Annotated in this window: 22 protein-coding genes; 6 read left to right on the top strand and 16 right to left on the bottom strand. The window is 61.1% G+C overall.

Annotation, left to right across the window (positions count from 1 at the left end; all coding sequences use genetic code 11):
* The 16 genes from ACMI1Q_RS06420 to dnaA form a co-directional block, all read right to left on the bottom strand.
* On the bottom strand, positions 1–525 hold a 525-nt coding region (locus ACMI1Q_RS06420; protein ID WP_419503176.1), incomplete at its 3' end, for a DNA cytosine methyltransferase.
* A complete protein-coding gene (locus ACMI1Q_RS06415) occupies positions 518–1,195 on the bottom strand; it encodes a hypothetical protein (RefSeq protein ID WP_419503175.1) in 678 nt (225 codons plus the stop codon). The genes ACMI1Q_RS06420 and ACMI1Q_RS06415, both read right to left, overlap by 8 nt.
* 19 nt (positions 1,196–1,214) lie before the next feature.
* On the bottom strand, positions 1,215–4,016 hold the full coding sequence (locus tag ACMI1Q_RS06410; RefSeq protein ID WP_419503174.1) for a VirB4-like conjugal transfer ATPase, CD1110 family: 2,802 nt from the start codon (positions 4,014–4,016) through the stop codon (positions 1,215–1,217).
* Entirely contained in the window at positions 3,976–4,530 is a 555-nt protein-coding gene (locus tag ACMI1Q_RS06405) for an MT-A70 family methyltransferase (protein WP_308857566.1), read from the bottom strand. Before ACMI1Q_RS06405 ends, ACMI1Q_RS06410 begins: the two co-directional genes overlap by 41 nt.
* 12 nt (positions 4,531–4,542) lie before the next feature.
* Positions 4,543–5,406 carry a VirB6/TrbL-like conjugal transfer protein, CD1112 family gene (locus ACMI1Q_RS06400; RefSeq protein ID WP_242975341.1) on the bottom strand — a complete coding sequence of 288 codons (864 nt, stop codon included), beginning with the start codon at positions 5,404–5,406 and terminating at the stop codon, positions 4,543–4,545.
* Between the two features lie 73 nt (positions 5,407–5,479).
* Complete coding sequence (locus ACMI1Q_RS06395) at positions 5,480–5,695, bottom strand: Maff2 family mobile element protein (protein ID WP_116722137.1); 216 nt, start codon at positions 5,693–5,695, stop codon at positions 5,480–5,482.
* 3 nt (positions 5,696–5,698) lie between these two features.
* Positions 5,699–7,570, bottom strand: coding sequence for a VirD4-like conjugal transfer protein, CD1115 family (locus ACMI1Q_RS06390; RefSeq protein ID WP_419503173.1), 1,872 nt, complete (start codon positions 7,568–7,570; stop codon positions 5,699–5,701).
* The gene (locus ACMI1Q_RS06385) at positions 7,567–8,052 is read right to left on the bottom strand and encodes a PcfB family protein (protein WP_419503172.1); all 486 of its coding nucleotides are present in this window, start codon (positions 8,050–8,052) and stop codon (positions 7,567–7,569) included. The genes ACMI1Q_RS06390 and ACMI1Q_RS06385 overlap by 4 nt, the downstream gene beginning before the upstream one ends.
* Before the next feature lie 5 nt (positions 8,053–8,057).
* The gene (locus ACMI1Q_RS06380) at positions 8,058–8,939 is read right to left on the bottom strand and encodes a DUF6017 domain-containing protein (RefSeq protein WP_419503171.1); all 882 of its coding nucleotides are present in this window, start codon (positions 8,937–8,939) and stop codon (positions 8,058–8,060) included.
* Positions 8,940–9,325: 386 nt separating this feature from the next.
* Complete coding sequence (gene gyrA / locus ACMI1Q_RS06375) at positions 9,326–11,890, bottom strand: DNA gyrase subunit A (protein ID WP_419503170.1); 2,565 nt, start codon at positions 11,888–11,890, stop codon at positions 9,326–9,328.
* A gap of 35 nt (positions 11,891–11,925) precedes the next feature.
* Positions 11,926–13,869, bottom strand: coding sequence for a DNA topoisomerase (ATP-hydrolyzing) subunit B (gene gyrB / locus ACMI1Q_RS06370; protein ID WP_419503169.1), 1,944 nt, complete (start codon positions 13,867–13,869; stop codon positions 11,926–11,928).
* A gap of 29 nt (positions 13,870–13,898) precedes the next feature.
* Complete coding sequence (gene remB / locus ACMI1Q_RS06365) at positions 13,899–14,183, bottom strand: extracellular matrix regulator RemB (protein ID WP_177521555.1); 285 nt, start codon at positions 14,181–14,183, stop codon at positions 13,899–13,901.
* A gap of 2 nt (positions 14,184–14,185) precedes the next feature.
* Positions 14,186–15,274, bottom strand: coding sequence for a DNA replication/repair protein RecF (gene recF / locus ACMI1Q_RS06360; protein ID WP_419503168.1), 1,089 nt, complete (start codon positions 15,272–15,274; stop codon positions 14,186–14,188).
* Positions 15,275–15,278: 4 nt separating this feature from the next.
* Complete coding sequence (locus ACMI1Q_RS06355; RefSeq protein WP_330058879.1) at positions 15,279–15,494, bottom strand: RNA-binding S4 domain-containing protein; 216 nt, start codon at positions 15,492–15,494, stop codon at positions 15,279–15,281.
* Positions 15,495–15,506: 12 nt separating this feature from the next.
* Positions 15,507–16,610, bottom strand: coding sequence for a DNA polymerase III subunit beta (dnaN, locus tag ACMI1Q_RS06350; RefSeq protein ID WP_330058878.1), 1,104 nt, complete (start codon positions 16,608–16,610; stop codon positions 15,507–15,509).
* Positions 16,611–16,896: 286 nt separating this feature from the next.
* Positions 16,897–18,210, bottom strand: a complete 1,314-nt coding sequence (dnaA, locus tag ACMI1Q_RS06345) for a chromosomal replication initiator protein DnaA (protein WP_419503167.1) — start codon at positions 18,208–18,210, stop codon at positions 16,897–16,899.
* 310 nt (positions 18,211–18,520) lie between these two features.
* On the opposite strand from dnaA, the gene rpmH reads away from it, so the two are divergent.
* The 6 genes from rpmH (at position 18,521) to ACMI1Q_RS06315 (ending at position 22,260) form a co-directional block, all read left to right on the top strand.
* Positions 18,521–18,655: a 50S ribosomal protein L34 gene (rpmH, locus tag ACMI1Q_RS06340; RefSeq protein WP_058963434.1), complete on the top strand. Its 135-nt coding sequence runs from the start codon at positions 18,521–18,523 to the stop codon at positions 18,653–18,655.
* A gap of 75 nt (positions 18,656–18,730) precedes the next feature.
* On the top strand, positions 18,731–19,063 hold the full coding sequence (gene rnpA / locus ACMI1Q_RS06335; protein ID WP_177522771.1) for a ribonuclease P protein component: 333 nt from the start codon (positions 18,731–18,733) through the stop codon (positions 19,061–19,063).
* On the top strand, positions 19,060–19,314 hold the full coding sequence (yidD, locus tag ACMI1Q_RS06330) for a membrane protein insertion efficiency factor YidD (RefSeq protein WP_177522772.1): 255 nt from the start codon (positions 19,060–19,062) through the stop codon (positions 19,312–19,314). The genes rnpA and yidD overlap by 4 nt, the downstream gene beginning before the upstream one ends.
* A gap of 107 nt (positions 19,315–19,421) precedes the next feature.
* Positions 19,422–20,471: a YidC/Oxa1 family membrane protein insertase gene (locus ACMI1Q_RS06325; RefSeq protein WP_419503166.1), complete on the top strand. Its 1,050-nt coding sequence runs from the start codon at positions 19,422–19,424 to the stop codon at positions 20,469–20,471.
* Positions 20,459–21,511 (top strand): RNA-binding cell elongation regulator Jag/EloR, encoded by a 1,053-nt coding sequence (jag, locus tag ACMI1Q_RS06320; RefSeq protein WP_419503165.1) that lies wholly within the window; start codon positions 20,459–20,461, stop codon positions 21,509–21,511. Before ACMI1Q_RS06325 ends, jag begins: the two co-directional genes overlap by 13 nt.
* Positions 21,512–21,624: 113 nt before the next feature.
* Entirely contained in the window at positions 21,625–22,260 is a 636-nt protein-coding gene (locus ACMI1Q_RS06315) for a TetR/AcrR family transcriptional regulator (RefSeq protein WP_419503164.1), read from the top strand.
* Positions 22,261–22,600 lie beyond the last annotated feature (340 nt).

Raw genomic sequence — 22,600 nt, 5'->3', positions numbered from 1 at the left:
TTGTCGGAGGCAAGGGGCGTGGGAAACATCAGCCGCGACGATAAAAGTTCGCTGGCGCTCATGCCATGCGCCGACGCCGCAAGCCGGAAATACGAATGGGAGAACAGCGTATCCCGCTTTTGCCAGGTCAAAGATCGTTTTGTCGAGGCCCAGATTGATGAAGCCAGCAACATTTTCCCCAAGCACCCAACGGGGCCGCAGCTCGGTAATAACGCGGCACATTTCCGGCCACAGGTAGCGTTCATCCGCAAAGCCCCTTCGCTGCCCAGCGGTGGAGAAGGGCTGGCAGGGAAAGCCGCCGGAGAGGACGGTAACGGTTTCAAGTCCTGTTTTTTCAAAAAATGCCTCCTTTGTAAAAGTCGTAATGTCCCGGAATCTCGGCACCTCCGGCCAGTGCTTTTCCAGAACGGAATAGGGATAGTCCGCCCACTCGCATTGGCAGACGGTGCGGAAGCCCGCCGCCTCCGCCGCCAGATCCAGCCCGCCGATGCCGGAAAACAGGCTCACATGGGTCAGCTCAGTCATAGTCGTCCTCGCAGGAATGATCTTCGCAGAGGGCGCAGCAGCGGCCGCAGCCGATGCCGTCCTCCGCCGCTTCCTCCGGGTCATAGGGCGTCAGGTGCCTGCGCCGCAGCGTTGCCTCCAGAATGTCATAGCAGGTGACACCCTGATCCTCCGCAAAGCCCCACCTGCGGTACATTCTTCGGATGCTCGGATTCTCGCCGGAGAGATTCTTTTGCAGCCGCGCAAGCCGTTTTTCTGTTTTCACTTCTACAACACGGTTGCGGAGAAAGCTGTACTGCGCCAGCAGGTCAAAGAGATCGCCCACCAGCATACGGAAGGCGCTGCCGGAGATGATGTAGGCGGGATCGTGGGCGGTGGTGGTGCGCAGCTTTTCCCTGATTTTTGCGTCGTGCTCTTTCAGCACGGCGGTCAAGGGCGTGAGCTCCGCCGCTTTCAGCTCCGCAAGGTCGGAGCGGTCCCCAAACACCAGATAGCGGCCGGGGATACGCCAGGCGGCAAACTTTTCCTCCGCGATCTCTCCGTAGCGCTTTGCCGTCTCGGCCAGATTTTCCAGATCCTTCTCGTCCTTCGCCTTTTCGGCGAGGAAGGCGAGCTGATGGAGAAGTCCGTACAGATGTACCTCATCATTGATATGGTTTTCGTAGGTCTTACTGTCGATCACATATTTCATATCTTGTCCCATCCTTTCCTTATCCGCTTTTCCCATCGTGGGTGACCTCGCTGGGCTTTGTCGTGAGAAGTCTGTATAGCTCGGTGGTCTTGGGAAACTCGTCCCGGAAGGGCAGGATCACATTTTGGAAGAACAGAAGGCCGCTGCCGGGGTCCGCATTGGTCACATAGGCAAGCTGCTCGGCGGAGATGTTCAGCCGCTCCGTCATCAGCTTGCGGTCTCCCGCGGACAGGTTCAGCAGATAGATGAAATCGCTGTTTTCCAGAATGTTTTCGATCTCCGGGCTGTGCAGCAGGTCCTTGGGGTTCTGCGTCGCCCCGGTGGGGACGCCGCCCCATTTGCGGAAGCGCTTCCAGATCTCGGCGCTGTACGCCGCCGTCTGTTCCTCCTTCAAGAGCAAATGGAACTCGTCCACGAAATACCAGGTGGCCCTTCCAATGGAGCGGTTCACTGTGACGGTGTTCCACACCGCGTCCTGGACAATGAGCATCCCCGGCTTTTTCAGGTTCTTGCCAAGCCCCTTGATGTCGAAGCAGACAAGGCGGTTGCGGATATCCACGGTGGTACGGTGGTTGAAGAAGTTGAGAGAGCCGTTCACATACAGGTCAAGCGCCTGGGCCACACGGTCCGCCTCCGGGATATGCTGGGCGGTGAGGGCTGCCATGAGGTCGGAGAGGATCGGCATATTCTCCGGCCGGGGGTCTGCGAAGTACGTCTGATAGATCTTCTGCACGGCACGGTCGATGACGGTTTTCTCGATGGCCTCCAGCCCTGTCTTGCTGCCCATGATAAGCTCACAGAAGGACAGCACGAAATCGCTTTTCAGCGCCAGAGGGTTTTCTTCCTCGCTGTAATTGAGGTTGATATCCAGGGGATTCACATAGTCGCGGCTGCTCGGAGAGAGCCGGATCACCTGGCCGCCCAGCCGGTTCACCAGCGGGGAATATTCATCCTCCGGGTCGCAGATGATGACATTATCCTTCGTGGTCAGCATGACATAGGTGATCTCCCGCTTGCAGCTCATGGATTTTCCGCTGCCCGGCGTGCCGAACACAAGACCGTTGGGGCATCGGGACTGCTTGCGGTCCAGCAGGATCATGTTGCCGGACAGGGCGTTGAGCCCGTAATACATGGCGTCGCCGCCCATGAAAAGCTCCTGCGTGACGAAGGGCACGAATACCGCCAGCGCCGAAGTGGTGAGGCTCCGTTCAATCTTAATGCGGTTGAGGCCCAGCGGCAGCGAGGACATCAGCCCGTCCTCCTGCTGGAAGTCCAGCCGGGTCAGGATGCAGTTGTGCGTCTGGGCGACGCTGGCCGACTGCGAAACGGCGATCTCCAGCTTTTGCTTCGTGGGCGCCAGATGCAGCATGAGGAAGGTCATATTGAACATTCGCTCGTTGCGGCTCTGTAAATCCTGCAAGAGATTTTTCGCCGCGCCGCCGTAGGTGGAGAGGTCAGAGGGGAGGATATCCAGATCGTAGCCGCTGCGTGCGGCCTTCTTCTGCTCCTGGATCTTCATGGCGTCCAGATCGGTGATCTTGCGCTTGACCATCTTGATGGCCTCGTTCTGGTTGATGCCGCGCACGTGCATGGTGATAAGAAGGTTTCCCTCCACATCCATGAAGTCCGTGAGGATACGGTCCTGGATCTCCGGGGCCAATATCTGCAAGAAGGATACCGCGCCGTACATTTCGCCCATGCGGAAGCGCCGCGTCTCCCCAAACTCGAAGGAGGACGGCGCGATAAAGTCCTTGACGGAAAGGCCGCTTGCCGGGAGCCAGTCCCATTCAAAGGCGAAGGGTTCCCCTCTGGGATGGAGGAGGCCGTGCAGCAGCGCCAGCCGCTCCTTGCCGTCCAGCACCTTTGCCGCCGCGCCCATGACCTTGAAGCGGTTCAGGGTGTCCGCCTCGATGCGGGAAAACCTTGCCCGCGCCGCTTGGATGTTCTCCGCCTCGATGGTCAGCGTGACATACTTGCTTTTCACATAGCCGTTGCTGCCGCGCTCATACTGCGTTTGCAGGATGCCGGAGGCCTCGGCGCGGATCTCATCCAGATCGTCCCCCTGGGCCGCCATGCGGAACAGGTCCCCGCCGCCGGCCTTGTGGCTGCTGCTCAGGGTCATTTGCACGCCGATGGAGGGGTCATAGCCGTTATAGAAGTCGCAGAGGCGTTCAAAGATATCCCGCTGATCGTCCGGCCCCGCCAGGCGGTAGCTGACGTCGGCGTAGGCGATGGTTTTGGAAAAATGCCGGTCGTCCAGACGGCACAGGCCGTCCGGGTGCATATTGCGGAAGGGGAGGCTTGCCTGTACGGTGTGATTCTTGCCGTCCCCCTTGGCCTGCCGGATGACGGCCTCGATCTGCTTTCGCTCCTGCCGGGTGAGCCTGCGCCGGCCCTTGCCTCTTTTCCCCGCGCCGGAGGCGATCCGCCCCACCGTCCGCTCCAGCTCCGCCTGCTTTTCCAAAGCGGAATAGGCGTTGTTTGTCTGATAGACACGCTTTTTCGGACGGGTGAATTTGCACTGGATCAGATTGCCCAGCAGCGCCTCCGGGGTCTGCCCGTTCTTCTCATACAGGGCAAACAGGAAAAAGGGCAGCATCACAAGGATCATGCACAGTGCCGCCGGCGTCGTGCCCATGCTGCCCTTGCTCAAAAAGAAAAGCGGCACTCCAATAAGCGCCGCCGATCCGAAACACACAAGCTGCCGCTTCGTCAGGCCGAACAGCATCTTGCTCTTGATTTTTGTCAGGTCCTTCGGGACCGTTACGTATGCCAATGGTTCACATCCTTTCCGCAAGCCGGATATCGCTTGCAACTTCATTTCCCCACACATCCCAGCCGGGCGGTGAGGCTCTTGCGAACAGCTCAATGCGGGGCACGTCCCCCATGAGGGCTTCGATCCGCCGCCGCGCCTCCTCCGGCTTCTGGCTGTGCCGCTCCACATGGGAGAGGATGACCTGCTTCACATCCCGCGCCGCCCGCTTCGGGCGTCCGCGGGTCGCCAGCAGGCAGATCTCCGCGTTGGCCCGCGTCCAGTATCCCATGCCGGTGAACAGGCCCTCCGACTTCCGGCACTGCTTGATCCAGACGAAGGCCACGGTCTTGAAGGTGAAGCCCCAGGCGTCCATGACGCCCCAGGCCTCCCGCAGCATGGGGAAGGTGATCCAGAGGAACAGGGCGCAGTCCTTGTCCGCCAGCTCCCCCACCGGCAGGGCCTTGATGGACGCTATGTCCATGGTGGGGTAATGGCTCTCGGCGCTGCGCCCCGCGCCCTTCTTGCTCCAGACCTTATAGGCCCAGGGCGGATCCGCGTAGATGACCTTGTATTTTTTCATGGCCGCCTCCCGTCAATGCGCCCCGAACAGGCTCTTTGCGAGGCTGCCGGTGCGGAACAGCGTGTAGCACAACAGCACCGTATAGCCCAGGCACTCCCAGATCGCCACGGTGATATCATCCCCCACGGCGATATTCTGCACCAGCACCGCGTAGATGCCCACGCAGACCATGATAAGAAACGCCTGAAAGCCCAGGGCCAGCAGGGACTTCAAATAGTTCTGCCCCGTCTGGCCCCACTCACGGTTGGCCATCGTGGCAAAGGGGATCGGCCCCACGGATACGGTCAGATACACCTCGATCATTCTTCCGTAGATCACAAGGAAGATGGCGATGGTGAGGATATGGGAGCAGAGGCCCACAAAAATGCTCTGAAACCACAGGCCCAGCAAAGAACCGATGCTCCAATCCGCCAGGGTCGTTTCCAAATTGCCGACCACGCCGGAAATGTCGATCCCCGCGTCGGAGATGATGACGCCGGCGCTCTGATTGACCACGCTCTGCGCCATATCGAATACCGCCATGACGATGTTCCAGGTGTTGGTGACGATGAGCACCGCGCAGAAGGTCTTGAAGATCCACTTCCAGAAAAGCCAGGTGTCAAAATCGTGGAGATTATTCTTTTCCACGATGAGCTGGATCAGCTCATAGCACATGACGAAGGTGAGGATGATACCGGCGATGGGAACGATGACCGTTTCGGACAGGCCGCGGATCATGTTGAAGATGCCGCCGTTCCAGCCGGCCGGCGTCATGCCCACCTCGCCGGCGATTTCGCCCACCTTCGTATTCACGGTGTCAAAGGTCCCGGAGAGGTTGGAGATGATGCCGTCGATCAGCAGCTCCTTGAACCACTCCTGGATCATTTCAATTATCACGGGTGGTCACACCTCCTTTCGGGGGCTCCCGCCGTGAAACGGGAGCCTCCGGGTGGGATGGTCCTGCCGCCGCTCAGCCAAGCAGGCCGGACAGCAGGGGGATCAGGGTCACGCCGATCAGGGCGACGCCGCCGCCCGCGACAAGCTGCTTGACGCCCTGCGATTTGGCCGCGGGGTTATCCTGGCCGTAGCCTTCCAGAAGGTTGATGCCGCCCCACACGCAAAGGCCGCCGCCCAGGGCGATAACCAGGGTCTGTAATACGTCGATGGCACTGTTGAAGAACTCCATAAATCATATTTCCTTTCGTTTTGTAGAATTGTTGTCGGGTTCGTCTATCAGGTCTTTTGCGCTCAATTCGTACATATCGAAAGGCTCGTCCGGCTTCACGATGGCCGGTCTGCGCTTCATGTACCGTTCTACGTCAAAGACGTTCTTCTTGTCGGCGTCGGACAGGTATTTGTAGCGGGGGTGCTTCGTCAGGTCGTACTTGTCGCTGAAAAACGGGCGCACGCCCCGAAGCTGCAAGATACACTTGCCGCCGTCCATGACCGCGATCTCGTCCTGGGTCATCAACTCCTTTCCCAATTTCTGATAACTGAGGCCGTGAGAGGTCTGCGCACCGCGATTTTCGGACTGGCTCAGGCTGTCGATGGTCTCCTTGCCCAGCAGCTCCGAGATCTCTTTCAGCGTTGACTTCTCCTTGCCTCCCAAAAACAAGGTGACGTCGCAGTTGCCGACAATGGTATCTGCCGCGTCCTTGTAGATGGTCTTTAACTGGCTTTGCGACTGCAAAATAATAGAAGCCGATATCTCACGGCTTCGGATGGTGGCGATCAGCTTGTCAAAGTTTGGTATCTGGCCGATGTTGGCAAATTCGTCCAGAAGGCACCGCACATGGACAGGCAGCCGCCCGTTATAGAGATCGTCCGCCTTGTCGCAGAGCAGATTGAAAAGCTGGCTTTGCAGCATGGCGATGACGAAATTGAAGGTGGTATCGGTATCGCTCATAATGAGGAACAGCGCCGTTTTCCGGTCGCCCATCGTGTCAAGCTCCAATTCGTCCTCCGTCATAATGTCCCGCAGCTCCTTGATATCGAAGGGAGACAGGCGGGCGCCGCAGCTCACCAAAATACTTTTGAGTGTCTTGCCGGCCGCCATTTTGAACTTGACATATTGCTTGACGGCGAAGTGCTCCGGCTGCGCCTGCGCCAGCTCGTCAAAGAGAATATCCACGGGGCTTTTATAAGTCTCGTCGTCCTCTCTGGCTTCGCAGGCGTTCAGCAGGTCCAGAAGCGTGATGAAGTTCCGTTCCTCCGGCTCCGCCTCATACCAGATGTAGCCGATCAGGGCGCAGTATAAAAGGCGCTCGGCCTTGATCCAAAAATCTTCGGAGGATTTTTCACCGTCGCCCTTCGTGTTGGCGATGATGACATTGACCAGCTTGAGGATATCCTTCTCGGAGCGCACATAGGCCAGCGGATTGTATTTCATGCTTTTGGAAAAGTTGATGGTGTTCAGGACCTTGATGCGGTATGGCTCATAGACGACCTTGCCGCGCTTATCCCGCACCGGCTTTCCGTTCTCGTCCCGCTTCGGCCCGCCGTGCGCCAGGAGTTTTCCCGTCTCCCGAAGGATCTGCCCTTTGGGATCGGTGACGACATAGGAGCTGTGCATTTGGAGCAGGGACGGCTTGACAAAGAACCTTGTCTTGCCGCTGCCGGAGCCGCCGATGACCAGGATATTTTTATTTCTCGCCGTTTTCGGATCCTTCGGGCGGCTGGTCATGGTGAGGCTTTCCGTCCGGGTCAGAGGGATGTTCCAATCGGGAACGGGGTCTATGTAGGGCGCGATATCCTCCGGCCGGCCCCATCTCGCGCTGCCGTACTCAACGCCACGGCGATATTTCTTCGCGTTTTTTGCTTTAAGGTACACCGCCAGCCGGACGAGCGCCGCCCCGGCAACGCCCAGCAGCAGGTCCAGAGGATGCAGGCTGAGCCAGAGGGAGGCAAAGGCCTCGGTGAAGCCCTGGGCGATACGAAGCAGCTTTTCCGAAGCGTTGAGCCCCGGCGCCAGCCGGACCGCCTGGCAGAGCTTGTCAAAGAGCCAAACGAACAGCAGATACGGAAGGTTCGGCAGCAGGGCCTTTTTCAGCTTTCCCGTCATCGTTCCAGCCCCCGGTCCCTGTTTTTGATCTTCTCGCCCCGCTCCAGCTCCTGCCGCTTCGCCTGCTCCTTGGCCTTGGTCAGCCGCCTGCGGATGGAGGGCTTTTTCTCCTTCGCCAGATTCTTTGCGGAGAACTCGCGGAAGGCCGCCGTCACCGCGTCGGCGTCCCTGCCCTTGAAGAACACCAGGTAGCGGGGGATCTCCCCGGTGGTATCTTTTTTCAGGGCAAAGTCGATGCCGTACTTCTTCGCCGTGGCGGAGAACGCCTTGATATTCTGGTCCGTGATCTCGATATTGGACACGCCGGCCCCATGCCTCATAAGCTGCCGGATGGTCTGCTTGCCGTGATGGAGCTGGGGATCATTCTTGTGCTTTTCCATATCCGCCAGCACCTTCTTCATGGCCTGCTGCAAAAGCTGGGCGGTCATTTTACCGGTCTCCACACAAAGCGCAAGGGTTTTCTGCGTGATTTCTTCCTGCAAGGCGTTCACCTCCGATCTCCGCTGCCGTACAGGTCATGGCTGACAAGGGATGTGTAATAGCTGTCCATCGTGACCGGAGCGTTATACAGCGCCGCCAGCAGATATTTCTTGATATTGCGGACATAGGTGGTGTTCTCCCGCATCCGGTCAAGGACATACTCAATGTGTGAGGCGTTCAGCTTCAGGAACCGTGACCGGACGACCTCCGCCGGGTAATCGTCCCCGGCGATACGGATCATCTCCCGGTTGGAGCAGACGGTATCCACCATGAGCTCCACCAGCTCGTCCAGACGGTCCCTGTCCAGCTTTTCATCCTGGGTGAGGATATCGTAGTCGATATTCTCCAAAATGATCTCCCGGTAGCTCTCGAGCTCTCGCATCCTGTCCTGTCCGATCCTGCTTTTTTCTCTGGGGGTAGGGGGACTTGATGGGATAGGACTTGATCCTTGCGTAATTGATAATTCTTTATTTTGTTCTTTAGTATTTAATTGGGCGGGGTTCTCCTGAATTGGAGCATCCAACATTGGATTTACCTGTATTGGATTTTCCCGTATAGGTTTTTCCCGGATAGGCGCGGGCGTCTGTGCCGGTTCCTTCGGCTGCTCCAAAATGGTGTACTCGATGGAGCCGAGCTGCCCGTTCTCGTTGCGGACGCGCGCCCGGACGAGATAGCCGTGCGTCTCCAGCTCCCGGATCCCGCCGCTGATGCTGTCGATGCCGTCCTTGCAGATGCGGGCAAGCCCCTTCATGGTGTAGTCCCAGTCCTCCGGCAGCGACAGCATGAGGGACAGCAGCCCCTTCGCTTTCAGGGACAGCGACCTGTCCCGCAGGTGGTAGTTGGACATGACCGTGTAATCTCTGGTCTTTTCGATGCGGAAAACTGCCATATCCGGCGCCTCCTTTCTCTGGTTTTGAAAAGTGTTGATTTTGGCGCAAAAAAGCCCCTGTCCTGCCTCTCGGACGCTTTCCATGGGAAAACACCCACGCCGCCTTTCAAGCGGCGCTCTGAGAGGAAAAAACAGAGGTTTTCGCACCCTAATTGATACATTTTTCGGGTGGGTATAGGTACGGATATGAAAAAACGCCATAGGGCGGCTGCCTATGGCGTGGGGACAGGAAAAGGGCGCTGATGTGAAAATCAGCGCCCTTCGTGCCTGTCAGTATGAGATTTTTTGACTTCGTACCGTGTTCCCTGCCTTTGAAAACATTGATTTTACTGACTTTCTTATGTTTTCTTATTAGGAGGCGAGGAAGCGGCTCCCTGTTTTTTTTATTATTCCTCGTCGCCCTCGTCGTCGGCGGGCTCTTCGTCCGCCGCCGCGTCCTCGGCGGCCAGGGCGGCCAGCTCCTCGTCGGTGAGGGTCTCCTCCGGCTCGTCCTCCGGCTTCTCCACCGGCTCCTCGTCGCTGCGCTCGGTGCGGGCCACCGTGACCACACGGTCGCCCTGGGCCAGGCGCATGACCCGCACGCCGCTGCCGTAGCGGCTCTGGACGTTGATGTCCTCGGCGTGCATGCGGATGATGATGCCCTCCTGGCTGATGAGGATGACGTCGTCCTCCTCGTCCAGAATTTTGATGCCGGCAACGCCCCCCTTGGCGTAGTTGCGGATGCCCTTGCCGCCGCGGCTCTGGATGCGGTAATCGTCCACGCGGCTGCGGCGGCCCTTGCCGTTTTCGGTCACGGTGAACACCGTGGCGCCCGGGCGCAGGATGCCCACGCCTACGACCTCGTCGCCTTGGGCAAGGCGCACGGCGCGCACGCCGTGGCCCATGCGGCCCATCTGCCGCGCGCCCCGCTCGTCAAAGCGGATGGCCATGCCGTCCTTGGTGGCCAGCAGCAGCTCGTCGCTGCCGCTGGTGATGCGGCACCACGCCAGCGAATCGCCCTCGTAGAGGCTGACGGCCAGCAGGCCGCTCTTGCGGATGTTGGAGTAGGCCTCGATGGGGGTGCGCTTGATGAGGCCGCGCTTGGTCACGATGGTGAGGAAGCCCTCGGCCTTGTCGGCGGGCATGCACAGCATGCGGATGACGCTCTCCTCATTTTGCAGCGGCAGCAGGTTCACGATGTTGGTGCCCTTGCTGGTGCGGCTGCCCTCGTAGATTTGATAGCCCTTGAGGCGGTAGACACGGCCCTGGTCGGTGACGAAGAGCACGTAGTCGTGGGTGGAGCCGATGAACAGCTCCTCCACGAAGTCCTCGTCCTTGTGAGACAGGCCCGAGATGCCCCGGCCGCCGCGCTTCTGCACCTGATAGGTGTCCTTGGACTGGCGCTTGATATAGCCCGCGTGGGTGAGGGTGAAGACGCACTCCTCCACCGGGATGAGGTCCTCGATGTCCACCTCGCCGCTGACGTGGGCGATTTCGGTGCGGCGCTCGTCGCCGTACTTCTCCTTCAGGGCCAGCAGCTCCTCGGTGACGATGGCCAGCACCTTGGCGTCGTCCGCCAGGATGGCCGTCCAGTCGGCGATCTTCTTGTGCAGTTCGTCCAGTTCGTTCTCGATCTTGAGAATTTCCAGACCGGCCAAACGGCCCAGGGGGAACTTGCAGATGGCGTCCGCCTGGGGATCGTCAAAGCCGAACTTGGCCATGATGGCAGCTTTCGCCTCCGCCTGACCGCCGCCGCAGTGGCGGATGGTGTAGATGACGTCGTCCACGATGTCCACGGCGCGGGCGAGGCCCTCCAGAATGTGGGCCCGCTCCCTGGCCTTGTTCAGGTCGTACTGGGTGCGCCGGCGGATGACCTGGTCCTGGAACTGGACGTACCGCTCCAGCATGGTCTTGAGGCTCATCACCTTGGGCACGCCGCCGTCCAGCGCCAGCAGGTTGACACCCACGGTGTCCTGCAGCTGGGTGTAGCGGTAGAGCTGGTTCAGCACCACCTGGGGGTTGGCCTCTTTCTTCAGCTCGATGACGATGCGCATGCCGTGGCGGTTGGACTCGTCGTTCAGGTCGCTGATGCCTTCGATGCGCTTGTCCTTCACAAGGTCCGCGATGCTCTCGATGAGGCGAGCCTTGTTGACCATATAGGGGATTTCGGTGACGACGATCTGGAAGCGGCCGTTCTTCTTCTCTTCAATTTCCGCCCGGCCTCGCAGGGTGATCTTGCCCTTGCCGGTGGCGTAGGCGGCGCGGATGCCGCTGCGGCCCATGATGACGCCGCCGGTGGGGAAGTCCGGCCCTTTGATGTGCTCCATCAGGCCGGCCAGGTCGATGTCCGGGTCCTGGATGAGGGCCACCGCGCCGTCGATGACTTCGCCCAGGTTATGGGGCGGGATGTTGGTGGCCATGCCCACGGCGATGCCGGTGGAGCCGTTGACCAAGAGGTTCGGGAAGCGGCTGGGCAGCACAGTGGGCTCTTTTTTGGTCTCGTCGAAGTTGGGGCCGAAGTCCACCGTGTCCTTGTCGATGTCGGTGAGCAGTTCCATGGCCATCCTGCTCATCCGGGCCTCGGTGTATCGGTAGGCAGCCGGGGGGTCGCCGTCCACGCTGCCGAAGTTGCCCTGGCCGTCCACCAGGGGATAGCGCATGGAGAAATCCTGGGCAAGACGCACCATCGCGTCATAGACGGAGGCGTCGCCGTGGGGGTGGTAGCTGCCCAGCACGGCGCCCACGGTGTCGGCGCTCTTGCGGTAGGGATGCTGGGGGTCATTGCCCCGCTCGTGCATGGTGTAGAGGATGCGCCGGTGCACCGGCTTCAGGCCGTCCCGCACGTCGGGCAGGGCACGGGAGACGATGACGGACATGGAGTAATCCAGAAAGGCGCTCTCAATCTCGTCCTTCACGTCCCGCACGATGAGCTTGGTGCCGGTGCCGGGGATCATCACAAAATCTTCGTTCAATGGTGTTCACCTGTCTCTTTCTGAAATAGGGCGCGTCACACGTCCAGCGTGGCGTAGAGGGCGTTCTTCTCGATGAACTCGCGGCGGGGCTCCACCTTGTCGCCCATCAGGATGGTGAAGGCCTCGTCCGCCTTCACCGCGTCCTCGATGGAAATCTGCACGATGACCCGGTTGCCCGGGTCCATGGTGGTCTCCCACAGCTGCTCGGGGTTCATCTCGCCCAGGCCTTTGTAGCGGTTTATCTTCACGCCCTGGCCCATCTCGGCGGAGAGCTTGCTCATTTCCGCCTCGTTGTAGGCGTAGCGCACGTCCTTGCCCTTGGCCAGCTTGAAGAGGGGAGGCTGGGCGATGTAGACATAGCCGCCCTCGATGAGGGGACGCATGAAGCGGAAGAAGAAGGTGAGCATCAGGGTGCAGATGTGGCTGCCGTCCACGTCGGCATCGGCCATGATGAACACCTTGTGATAGCGGAGTTTCGTGATGTCGAACTCCTCGCCGATGCCGCAGCCGAGAGCCGTGACCACCGGCATCAGCTTCTCGTTGCCGTAGACCTTGTCCAGGCGGGCCTTCTCCACGTTGAGCATCTTGCCCCACAGCGGCAGGATGGCCTGGATGTTGGAGTCGCGGCCCATCTTGGCGCTGCCGCCGGCGGAATCGCCCTCGACGATGTAAATTTCGGTCTTGGAGGGGTCCTTTTCGCGGCAGTCGGCCAGCTTGCCGGGCATGCGGCTGGTCTCGAGAGCGCTCTTGCGGCGCACCAAATCGCGGGCCTTGCGGGCGGCCTCCCGGGCGCGGGCGGCCTGGGTGGCCTTCTCATAGATGGCCTTGGCCACGCCGGGGTTCTCTTCCAAAAATTCCTTCAGCTTGTCGTACACAAGGCCGGAGACGAGGCTGCGCACCTCGGTGTTGCCCAGCTTTGCCTTGGTCTGGCCCTCGAACTGGGCGTCGGTGAGTTTGACGCTGATGACGGCGGTGAGGCCCTCCCGCACGTCGGCGCCGGAGAGGTTGTCGTCCTTGTCCTTCAAATAGCCCTTTTCCCGGCCGAAGTCGTTGATGACGCGGGTGAGGGCGGTCTTGAAGCCCTCCTCATGGGTGCCGCCGTCCGGGGTGTGGACGTTGTTGGCAAAACTCAGCATCAGCTCGTTGAAGCTGTCGTTGTACTGCAGGGCCACCTCGGCGATGATGTCCTTCTGCTGGCCCTTGAAGTAGATGGGGGTGGGGTGCAGCACGGTCATCTGGCGCTTTTCGTGGATGTACTCCACGAAGCTGCGGATGCCGCCCTCGTAGCACATGCTCTCCCGCTTGACCTCGTCGCCACGCTCGTCGGTGAGGGTGATGCGCACGCCGGCGTTGAGGAAGCTCTCCTCCCGCAGGCGGGTGAGCAGGGTGTCGTAGTCGTAGACGGTGGTCTCGGTGAACATCACCGGGTCCGGCTTGAAGCGCACGGTGGTGCCGCTGGAGGCGGCGGGGCCCACCATCTGCAGGTCGCCGTCGGCCACGCCGCGCCTAAAGGACTGGCGGTATTCATGGCCGCCCCGGCGCACGCTGACTTCCAGCCACTCGGACAGGGCGTTCACCACGCTGGCGCCCACGCCGTGCAGGCCGCCGGCCACCTTGTAGCCGGAGTTGTCGCCGCCGAACTTGCCGCCGGCGTGCAGCACGGTGAACACCACCGTCACCGCCGGGATGCCGAGCTTCGGCTGGATGTCCACGGGGATGCCGCGTCCGTTGTCGCTCACTTCGATGACGTCGCCCTTTTTGATGGTGACCTCGATGTGGTCGCAAAAGCCGGCCAGGGCCTCGTCGATGGAGTTGTCGACGATCTCGTACACCAGATGGTGCAGGCCGCGGGGGCCGGTGGAGCCGATGTACATGCCCGGGCGCTTGCGCACCGCTTCCAGGCCTTCCAGCACCTGGATCTGGCTGCCGTCGTAGTCCTCGGCCTGGCCGATGGTCTCTCTGTTCAACTCTTCTGCCATTCTTTCTTCTCCTTATCCGTCTCTTCGTTTCAAAGCGCGCCGCCGCGCTGGTACTGGTCCATGTTCTCGATGCGCTCGCACCGCCGCTGCAAGGTGCGGGCGGAGATGGGGCTGATGAACACCGTCTGGACCGGGAAGTCCGTCACCACGAAACTCTTGGGCAGCTCGCCGGAAACGGTGACCACCGCGCCTTCCTCCTCGGCGCGGCGCAGAAACTGCCGCGTGTTCTTGGCAACGGAACTGGACTCGATGTCAAAGATGCCGATGATGTCTCTGGTGTGGACCACATAGTCCTGCCCGAGATGCAGATACATACCTATCCCTCCGAAAGGCGACCGCCGTCCATCTTCAGCATGACCCCCGCCGCCTTGTGAAAGAGGCTGGAGTCGCAGGCTGTGACGATGGTCTGTTTTTGCCGCACCCGGGTGAGCAGGTATTCCTGCCGGGCGGGGTCCAGCTCGCTGAGCACGTCGTCCAGCAGCATCACCGGGTGCTCGCCGGTGACCTCGGCGGCCAGCGCCGCCTGGGCCAGCTTGACGCTCAGCACCGCGCTGCGCTGCTGGCCCTGGCTGGCGAAGTTCTTGGCGGGGCGGCCGTCCAGTTCCAGCTCCAGGTCGTCCCGGTGGGGGCCGGCGGTGCAGTAGCCCGCCCTGCGGTCCGCCATCCGGCTGGCCGCGAGAGTCCCGGCCAGGCCGCCCGTTTCAAACCCGCAGCGGTAGCAAAGGCTCAGCGCCTCGCTGCCGCTGCTGATCTCTTCGTAATTCTTTTTTGCCAGCGGGGCAAGGCCGTCCAGAAAGGCCGCCCGCCGCCGGCGTATCTCCTCGCCCTGCACCGCAAGGTCCGCGTCGAAGGCGTCGCACATCTCCGCCGCGCCGGGGGTGCGCTCCCAGAACTTTAAAAGGCTGTTCTTCTGGGCGATGAGGCGGGAATAGCGCCGCAGGGTGGCAAGGTAGCCGGGATACAGCTGGCACAGCGCCGCGTCGATGAAGCGCCGCCGCCGCTCGGGGCTGCCCTTGACCAGTTCCAGGTCGCCCGGCTCGAACACCACCGCGGTGAACAGGCCCGCCAGATTGGAAGCCCGGCCCGCGTCCGCCCCGTTCAGCTTGGCGGTGCGCCCCGGGCGGGGGCTCTCCTTGGTGCCCACGGTGATGCGGATGTAGTCCTCGCCCCGGTCCTGGCGGAAGATGGCTCCTTCCATCACGGCAAACTGCTGGCCCTCCCGGATGAGCTGGGGGTCCTTTGCGCCCCGGAAACTTTTGGCTCCGGTGAGCAGCCACACCGCTTCCAGAAGGTTCGTCTTGCCCTGGCCGTTGGCCCCGGTGATGACCGTCAGCTCCTCGCCGGGGCGAAGGTTGGCGCTCTGGATGTTGCGGAAGTTGGCCAGGATAAGCTTTTCCAGCCGCATGGCGTCAGCGGCCCTGGCCGATGGCCACGGTGCGGCCGTCCAGGGTGACGGTGTCGCCGGCGCGCAGCTTCCTGCCCCGCATGGTGCACACTTCGCCGTTCACTTCGACCTGGCCGTTCTGGATGAGCAGCTTTGCCTCGCCGCCCGTCTCCACAAGGCCCGCCAGTTTGAGAAGGCTGTCCAGCTTGATGAATTCGGTGTGAATGAGAATTTTTTCCATGTTCGCTCTCTTTTAATCGTTTTTGAAGCGCACCGGCAGCACCAGATAGATGAAATCGTTGCTGTCGTCCGCCGGAAGGATCTTGACGGGGCTCAAAGCGCCGGTCATCTCCATGGCGACCTTGTCGCAGCGGGCGTTGCGCAGCGCGTCCAGCAGGTAGCGGTTATTAAAACCAATTTCCACGGCCTCGCCCTCGATGTCCGCGTCGAACTCGTCCACCACCTTGCCCAGGTTCGTCTGGCAGCGCACGGTGACCTTTTTGTCAAAGAGGATGCGCAGGGGATTCTTCAGCCGCTCGGTGATGATAAGGCTGGCCCGCTCGATGGTGTCGATGAAGTCCCGCGTCTCCAGAATGACCCGGGTCTTATAGCCCGAGGGGATGACGTTGGAGTAGTTGAGGAACTCGCCCTCGATGAGGCGGGAGAGGATGACGTAGCTGCCCGCCTCGAACACCACGAAGCGGCGGTTGGCGGAGATGTACACGTCCTGGTCGTCCTCGCCCAGCAGCTTGTTGACCTCGGTGAGGGTCTTGGCGGGGATGATGATGCGGATGTGCTTTTGGGCGGTGATGGGCCGCTCCACGATGGCAAGGCGGTAGCCGTCCAGCGCCACCACCGTGAGCTTATCCTCCTCGATGGCGAACAGCTCGCCGGTGTGGGCGGGCTTTTTGTCGTCCTGGCTGACGGCGTAAAGGGTCTTTTCGATCATGTCCCGCAGGGTGCCCGCCTTGAGGCAGAGGGTGCGGTCCGCGCCGGGGTTCGGCAGGTCGGGGTAATCGGCGGCGCTCATGGCCAGGATGTCGAACTCGGCCACACCGCCCTTGATGGTGGCGTTGCCGCCGTCGCCGGTGGTGATGGTCACCTCGCCCACGGGCAGCCGGCGCACCATGTCGCCCAGCAGCTTTGCCGAGAGGACGATCTCGCCCGGCTCCCGCACGTTGGCCTCGATGGTGGTGGTGATGGCCATTTCCAGGTCGTAGCCGGTGAGGGTGAGCTGGAAGCCGTCCGCTTTTAATAGGATGCCCTCCAGCGCCGGGATGGACGAGCGAAGGGTCACCGCCCGGCTGACGCCGTCGATGGCGGCGGACAAAAGGGATTTGTCGCAGACGATGTTCATTTGCTGCGCTCCTTTCTTTCAAAACGCGAAAAAGGCGTATTATAACAAACCACTATGCAGCCGTAGTAATAGGGGGTGTGAATCTTGTGAAAAAGTGGGACAAGCCCTCTGGCGGCGCGGGATGAGGAGATGTGAACAAGTTTTTCCCGTATGTTGGAAAGTTGTTGAATGGACCATGGGACCGAAGTTCTCCACACCGGGGAGTTGAAAACCATTGTTGAATGTTGAATACTATGTTGAAAAAGTTGAATTTCACATTCCGTTCAAAATTGGCCGCCGCGGGGGGTCAGCTGCGCACGTTTTTGATGATGTCCTCCACCGTTTCTTTCAGGCGGCGGTCGTTTTCCAGGTTCTGCTCCATGGCTTTGAGGGAGTAGACGATGGTGGAATGGTCGCGGCCGCTGAACTCCCGGCCGATGTCCTCCATGCTCATGCCGGTGATTTCCCGCACAACGTAGATGGCGGTCTGGCGGGCAGAGGAGATGTTGGCTGTGCGGCGCATGCCGCGAATCTCGGCGGGGGAGACGTTGTAGGTGCGGGCCACCTCGCTGATGATCTTTTCAATGGTCACCGGCACCGGCTGGGTCTCGTTCAGGATGTCCTTGATGGCGTTCTGGGCCACGCCGATGGCGGGCTGGATGCCCTCCAGCAGGTAGTAGGCGTTCAGCTTCTTCACTGCGCCTTCCAGCTGGCGGATGTTGCTCTTCAGGTGGTTGGCGATGAACTCGGACACCTCGTCGGGCATGTGCAGGTTCAAAAGCTCGGCCTTGCGGCGGATGATGGCCACCCGCGTCTCAAAGTCCGGCGGCTGGATGTCGGCGGTGAGGCCCCACTCGAAGCGGGTGCGCAGACGCTCTTCCAGGCTCTTTATCTCCTTTGCGGGGCGGTCGCTGGCCAGAACGATCTGCTTGCCCGCGCCGTGCAGGGTGTTGAAGGTGTGGAAGAACTCTTCCTGGGTGCTCTCCTTGCCGGCGATGAACTGGATGTCGTCCACCAGCAGCACGTCCGCCGGGCGGTAGGTCTGCCGGAACTCGTCGGTGCGGCCCGCCTGGATGGAGGTGATGAGCTCGTTGGTGAAGGTCTCGCAGTCCACGTAGACAATGTTGAACTCCGGGTGGTTCTTCTTGATCTCGGTGGCGATGGCGGTGAGCAGGTGGGTCTTGCCCAGGCCCGACTGCCCGTAGATGAACAGCGGGTTATAGGCCCCCGAGGGATTGGAGGCCACCGCCTGGGCCGCCGCGTAGGCGAACTGGTTGGAGGGGCCTTTGATGAAGTTCTCGAAGGTGAAGTCATAGCGGCCGTCGGGTTCCGGCTCCGGCTCGGCGGGGGCGGTGGCTTCCTGCTTTTCCGCCGCGGGCACCACCAGCTCCACCTCCACGTCGAAGCCCAGCACCGAAGCCAGGGCCTCCTTCAGAAGGGGAGTGTAGCGGTCCCGCACGATGGTGCAGATGAAGTCGTTGCGCACCGCCAGCGTCACCTTGCCGCCGGCCTCAAAGCGCACCGCCTCCAGCCCGTCGATGTACAGGTTGTAGGTGGCGTCCACCAGGCGCTCTTTGCAGTATTCTTTTGCCGCGGCTAAAACGTCGTTGAAAGAATCCATAGGTTTTTTTCGCTCCAATATTTGCAGATTTGGTATCCGACTAATTATATCATAGAAGGTTATAATTTACAATTCTAAAATACTATTATATATATTATTTCTATAATAGGGGAGTATGGCCCGGCGGCGGCGCGGCCATGCGGAAAACCGGCCTTTGTAAGGCAAAAAACCTTTTCAGAAAGTGTTGACAAACCAAAGGCTTTTCCGCTATACTTTTATGTTGCAGGGTCATCCCCAAAATTCGGGGAGCGGACATAACTGAAATAAACCGCCCCCCAAAGCGCGGGGAGCTCATAGGAGGAAAAACGAGATGAAAAGAACTTTTCAGCCCAAGAAGCGTCAGCGCAGCGGCGTGCACGGCTTTTTGAAGAGAATGGCTTCCAAGAACGGCCGCAAGGTCATCGCTGCCCGCCGTGCCAAGGGCCGGGCCAAGCTGAGCGCCTGAATAGCGCCTTCCTGAAAGGCAACACGCGAAGGTCACTTGTTACAGGTGGCCTTCTTTTTCCATATCGAGGAGACCATGAGATACCGCCCCATCACCAAAAACAAGGAGTTCTGCCGGGCCTATGCCCGGGGCAAGGCCTTCGTGCACCCCAAGCTGGTGCTCTATGTGAACAAGAACCGCCTGGGCCGCACCCGGGTGGGCCTCACCGCCACCAAAAAAATCGGCGGCGCGGTGCAGCGCAACCGGGCGCGCCGGGTGATGCGGGCCGCCCTTTACCAGACGCTGCCCTACGACGTGGGCGGCTATGACCTTGTGTTCGTGGCCCGGGGCCAGACGGTGCGCTGCAAAAGCGGCGAGGTGGCCGCGGCGGCGGCTCAGCTTTTGAAAAAGGCGGGCCTTGTGCAATGATCGCCCGGCTGCTCATCGCGCCCATCCGCTGGTATAAAAAGTATCTCTCGCCTCACCTTGGCAACAACTGCCGCTTCCGACCCACCTGCAGCGAGTACGCCATGGAGGCCCTGGCCGTCCACGGGGCGGTGAAGGGCCTCGTTTTGAGCGTCTGGCGCATATTGCGCTGCAACCCCTTTTGCCGCGGCGGCTACGACCCGGTGCCCGAAAAGGGCCGCTGGGTGAATGAAAAGCGGAACCTCTTCCGCTGAGACCTTTAACCTGCTTCTTGTGACTTGGACGGTTTGCGCCCGCCCCAAGTCCTTCGAACCAAAAAATAAACAGCCCCGGCGCGCAAACGGGGCGGAATGGAAAGACTATGGGATTTTTAGGTTTTCTTGGCACCCCCCTCGGCTACGTGCTGCAGTGGATGTATGACCTCTTCGGCAGCTACGGCTGGGCGCTGATCGTCTTCACCATCGCGGTGCGCCTGTGCAGCTTCCCGCTGCAGATCGGCCAGCAGAAGAACACCGCCCGCATGGCGGCCTACAAGCCGATGATCGACGAGATCCAGAAGAAGTACGCCAAAGACCGGGAGAAGCAGAACGAAGAGCTCATGCGCCTGCAGCAGGAGTACGGCTACAACCCCACCGCCGGCTGCCTGCCCATGTTCGTGAACTTCTTTGTGATGTTCGGCGTTATAGAGGCGGTCTATTACCCCCTGCAGCACATCCTGCACATCAGCAAGGACGTGCTGGTGCAGATCGCCGACATCCTGGGTCAGGCCTACAACTACACCACCAACACCGCCATCATCCAGATGGTGCACAACAACACCCTGCCCGCCGAGGCTTCCGCCCTGCTCACCTCTGAGCAGCTGGCCAGCATCAAGGACTTCAACGTCATGTTCCTGGGCATGGACCTGACCGTCAAGCCGGAACTGGCTTTCAACATCCTGCTGCTGTTCCCCATCCTCAGCGTGGTCACCATGGCCCTGAGCAACATCATCATCATGAAGTCCAGCGGCCAGGAGATGCAGGGCAGCATGAAGTGGATGCCCTGGATGATGAGCCTGATGTTCGTCTGGATCGCCTTCACCGTGCCTGTGGCCTTCTCTCTGTACTACACCGTGTCCAACGTGCTGATGCTCGTCACCAGCATGATCACCCGCAAGATGTACGACCCCGAGAAGATGAAGGCGCAGGTGGCTGCCGAGATCGAAGAGAAGAAAAAGGCCAAAAAGGCCAAGAAGCAGGTCAAGGTCGTGGACGAGAAGACCGGCGAGGAGAAGCTGAAGGAAGTCACCGAAGCCGAGATGAACCGCCTGCGCATCGAGCGGGCCCGCGCCATCGACGCCGAGCTGTATAAGGACGAGCGCACCACGCCCCTGAATGCAAAGACCGGGGAGGAAGAATCATGCGAGAAGTGATCGTTACCGGAAAAACGGTGGAGGAAGCCACCGAGAAGGCCTGCCTTGAGCTGGGCCTGCCCCGGGAGGAAGTGAGCATCGAAATTCTGGAGATGCCCACCCGCAAGCTGTTCAAATCCACCCCCGCCAAGGTGAAGGCCACCGCCGACGAGGCCGAGGCCCCCGCCGTGGAGGAGAAGCCCGCGCCCCAGCCTGTGAAGGCCGAGGCGAAGAAGGAAGCCCCCAAGGCCCCCGAGAAAAAGCCCGAGGCCCCCAAGGCGGAGCCCGCCCCCGTGAAGGAGGAGGCCCCCGCTGAAAAGGCGGCGCAGGACGCGCCCATCACCGAGGCCCAGCAGGCGAAGCTGGACGCGGCGGTGGCGTACCTGAAAACGGTGTTCGCCGCCATGGGCGCCGGCGAAGTGACCGTGACCACCTCGAAGCAGGGCGAGGCCTGCATCATCCGGGTGGAGGGCGACGACGTGGGCATGCTCATCGGCCATCGCGGCGAGACGATGGAGAGCCTGTCCTACCTGGCCAGCCTGGTGGCCAACCGGCTGCCCGGCGAGTACATCAAGCTGGGCCTGGACGTGGCCGGCTACCGCGGCAAGCGGGAGAAGGACCTGGAGGCCCTTGCCCGCCGGATGGGCGCGAAGGTCGCCCGCACCGGCCGCAGCTGGGCGATGGACCCCATGAACCCCTACGAGCGGCGCATCATCCACTCCACCATCAGCGGCATGGAGGGCGTGCGCAGCGAGTCCAAGGGCGAGGGCGCCGACCGCCGCGTGGTCATCTACCCCACCGACCCCCAGGCCGCAACCGCCTTTGAGCGGGAGCGCCGTGGCGAGCGCGGCGGCAGAGGCGGCCGTGGCGGCAGAGGCGGCCGCGGCGGCAAAGGCCGGGGCGACCGGCCCCGCAAGGGCGGCGAGCGCCGCTCCAGCGTGCCTGCCCGCGAGTTTGCCGACGCGCCCCGCGCCGAGGGCGCGGAGCCCATGGCTCCCAAGCGCACCCAGCTCATCGACGACGCCGAGGGCTTCGCTCTCTACGGCAAGATCGAGCTGTAAAAAAAGCAAGAAACAGCCGTCCGGCCTTCAAAGGCCGGGCGGTTTTTGTTTTCACAAATTTCATCGTTTGCCGCGCCCGCCGCCCTTGCGGACTTTACCATCGGTGTGGTATCATGGAAAAAAGCTGGAACGAGACCCACCCGCACAGGGCAAGGGAGGCGAGCAACATCAATCAGAACCGAAACCCCCAGCGCGCCCGCGAATTTCTGGAGATCTGTTTCGACGTGTTCTGCCAGCACGGGCTGGAAAACACCAGCCTGAAGATGCTGTCCGAGGCATGCGGCGTGTCCAACGCGGCGCTGGTCTACTATTTCGGCACCAAGGACGCCATCGTCATCGAAGCCACCGCCCACTGCATGGCCAAGGTGGAGGACGACTTCATGGCTCACGCCCCCAAAAGCGTGCCGGACATCGAGCGCTTTCTGCGGGAGATGCCCTACCTCACCGCCCGGATGCACGGCGCGAAATACCGCTTCATGTATCAGGTCTACGCCAGCCCCAAATTCCGGGAGCACGGCATCGAGTTCTTCAAGGGCGTGAACCAGCGCTACCGCAAATACGCCGAGATGCTCTCCGGCAAGCTGGGCATGCCGGTGGATTACATCCAGGGCATGACCTATACCCTCGTGCGTGCCTGCGTCCACTACGCCCTCTTTGAGGACGAGGAGTATCTGAACCTGCAGCTGAACGCCATCCGCGTCTCCCTGCGTGCCTATCTTGGGGCACAGGACGGGATGAAAACCGAATGAACCACAGCACCGCTTCGGGCAATGCCCCGGGGCGGTTTTTGTTTTGGGGCGGGGGAGGGGAGCCACCGCGGTGCGCAGCCGGGGAGGGCCCTGTCCTCCCGCACCCAACCGAGGCGAAGCCCGGGCCTCCCCACGCAGTGCCGCGGCTTGTTCGGCCTGCATCGTGCGGCGGGCCGGGCAAAACAGGGGAGCGCGCCGCCTTGCCGCACTGGACTGAGGCGGAGCCCGGTTTTCCCCACGTAGTGCGCATCAGAACGGACATTTTCCTTCGTCGTGGAAAATGTCCGGGATGCCGCGTGCGGTGGGGAGAAACCGGGCGAAGCACCTTCCGCCAAACCAA

It is taken from the genome of Candidatus Allofournierella excrementavium (genome assembly GCF_048526665.1).
GTDB lineage: Bacteria > Bacillota > Clostridia > Oscillospirales > Ruminococcaceae > Allofournierella_A > Allofournierella_A excrementavium.
The sequence above is the reverse complement of the archived record's forward strand: the minus strand, read 5'-3'. Positions and strand labels throughout refer to the sequence as shown.

Bases quoted from the DNA above. Each gene is read 5' to 3' on its own strand.
- ACMI1Q_RS06415 (WP_419503175.1), bottom strand. From the start codon at position 1,195: ATGAAATATGTGATCGACAGTAAGACCTACGAAAACCATATCAATGAT.
- ACMI1Q_RS06410 (WP_419503174.1), bottom strand. From the start codon at position 4,016: ATGAAGTTGCAAGCGATATCCGGCTTGCGGAAAGGATGTGAACCATTG.
- ACMI1Q_RS06405 (WP_308857566.1), bottom strand. From the start codon at position 4,530: ATGAAAAAATACAAGGTCATCTACGCGGATCCGCCCTGGGCCTATAAG.
- ACMI1Q_RS06395 (WP_116722137.1), bottom strand. From the start codon at position 5,695: ATGGAGTTCTTCAACAGTGCCATCGACGTATTACAGACCCTGGTTATC.
- ACMI1Q_RS06390 (WP_419503173.1), bottom strand. From the start codon at position 7,570: ATGACGGGAAAGCTGAAAAAGGCCCTGCTGCCGAACCTTCCGTATCTG.
- ACMI1Q_RS06380 (WP_419503171.1), bottom strand. From the start codon at position 8,939: ATGGCAGTTTTCCGCATCGAAAAGACCAGAGATTACACGGTCATGTCC.
- gyrB (WP_419503169.1), bottom strand. From the start codon at position 13,869: ATGGCAGAAGAGTTGAACAGAGAGACCATCGGCCAGGCCGAGGACTAC.
- remB (WP_177521555.1), bottom strand. From the start codon at position 14,183: ATGTATCTGCATCTCGGGCAGGACTATGTGGTCCACACCAGAGACATC.
- recF (WP_419503168.1), bottom strand. From the start codon at position 15,274: ATGCGGCTGGAAAAGCTTATCCTGGCCAACTTCCGCAACATCCAGAGC.
- ACMI1Q_RS06355 (WP_330058879.1), bottom strand. From the start codon at position 15,494: ATGGAAAAAATTCTCATTCACACCGAATTCATCAAGCTGGACAGCCTT.
- dnaN (WP_330058878.1), bottom strand. From the start codon at position 16,610: ATGAACATCGTCTGCGACAAATCCCTTTTGTCCGCCGCCATCGACGGC.
- dnaA (WP_419503167.1), bottom strand. From the start codon at position 18,210: ATGGATTCTTTCAACGACGTTTTAGCCGCGGCAAAAGAATACTGCAAA.
- rpmH (WP_058963434.1), top strand. From the start codon at position 18,521: ATGAAAAGAACTTTTCAGCCCAAGAAGCGTCAGCGCAGCGGCGTGCAC.
- rnpA (WP_177522771.1), top strand. From the start codon at position 18,731: ATGAGATACCGCCCCATCACCAAAAACAAGGAGTTCTGCCGGGCCTAT.
- yidD (WP_177522772.1), top strand. From the start codon at position 19,060: ATGATCGCCCGGCTGCTCATCGCGCCCATCCGCTGGTATAAAAAGTAT.
- ACMI1Q_RS06325 (WP_419503166.1), top strand. From the start codon at position 19,422: ATGGGATTTTTAGGTTTTCTTGGCACCCCCCTCGGCTACGTGCTGCAG.
- jag (WP_419503165.1), top strand. From the start codon at position 20,459: ATGCGAGAAGTGATCGTTACCGGAAAAACGGTGGAGGAAGCCACCGAG.
- ACMI1Q_RS06315 (WP_419503164.1), top strand. From the start codon at position 21,625: ATGGAAAAAAGCTGGAACGAGACCCACCCGCACAGGGCAAGGGAGGCG.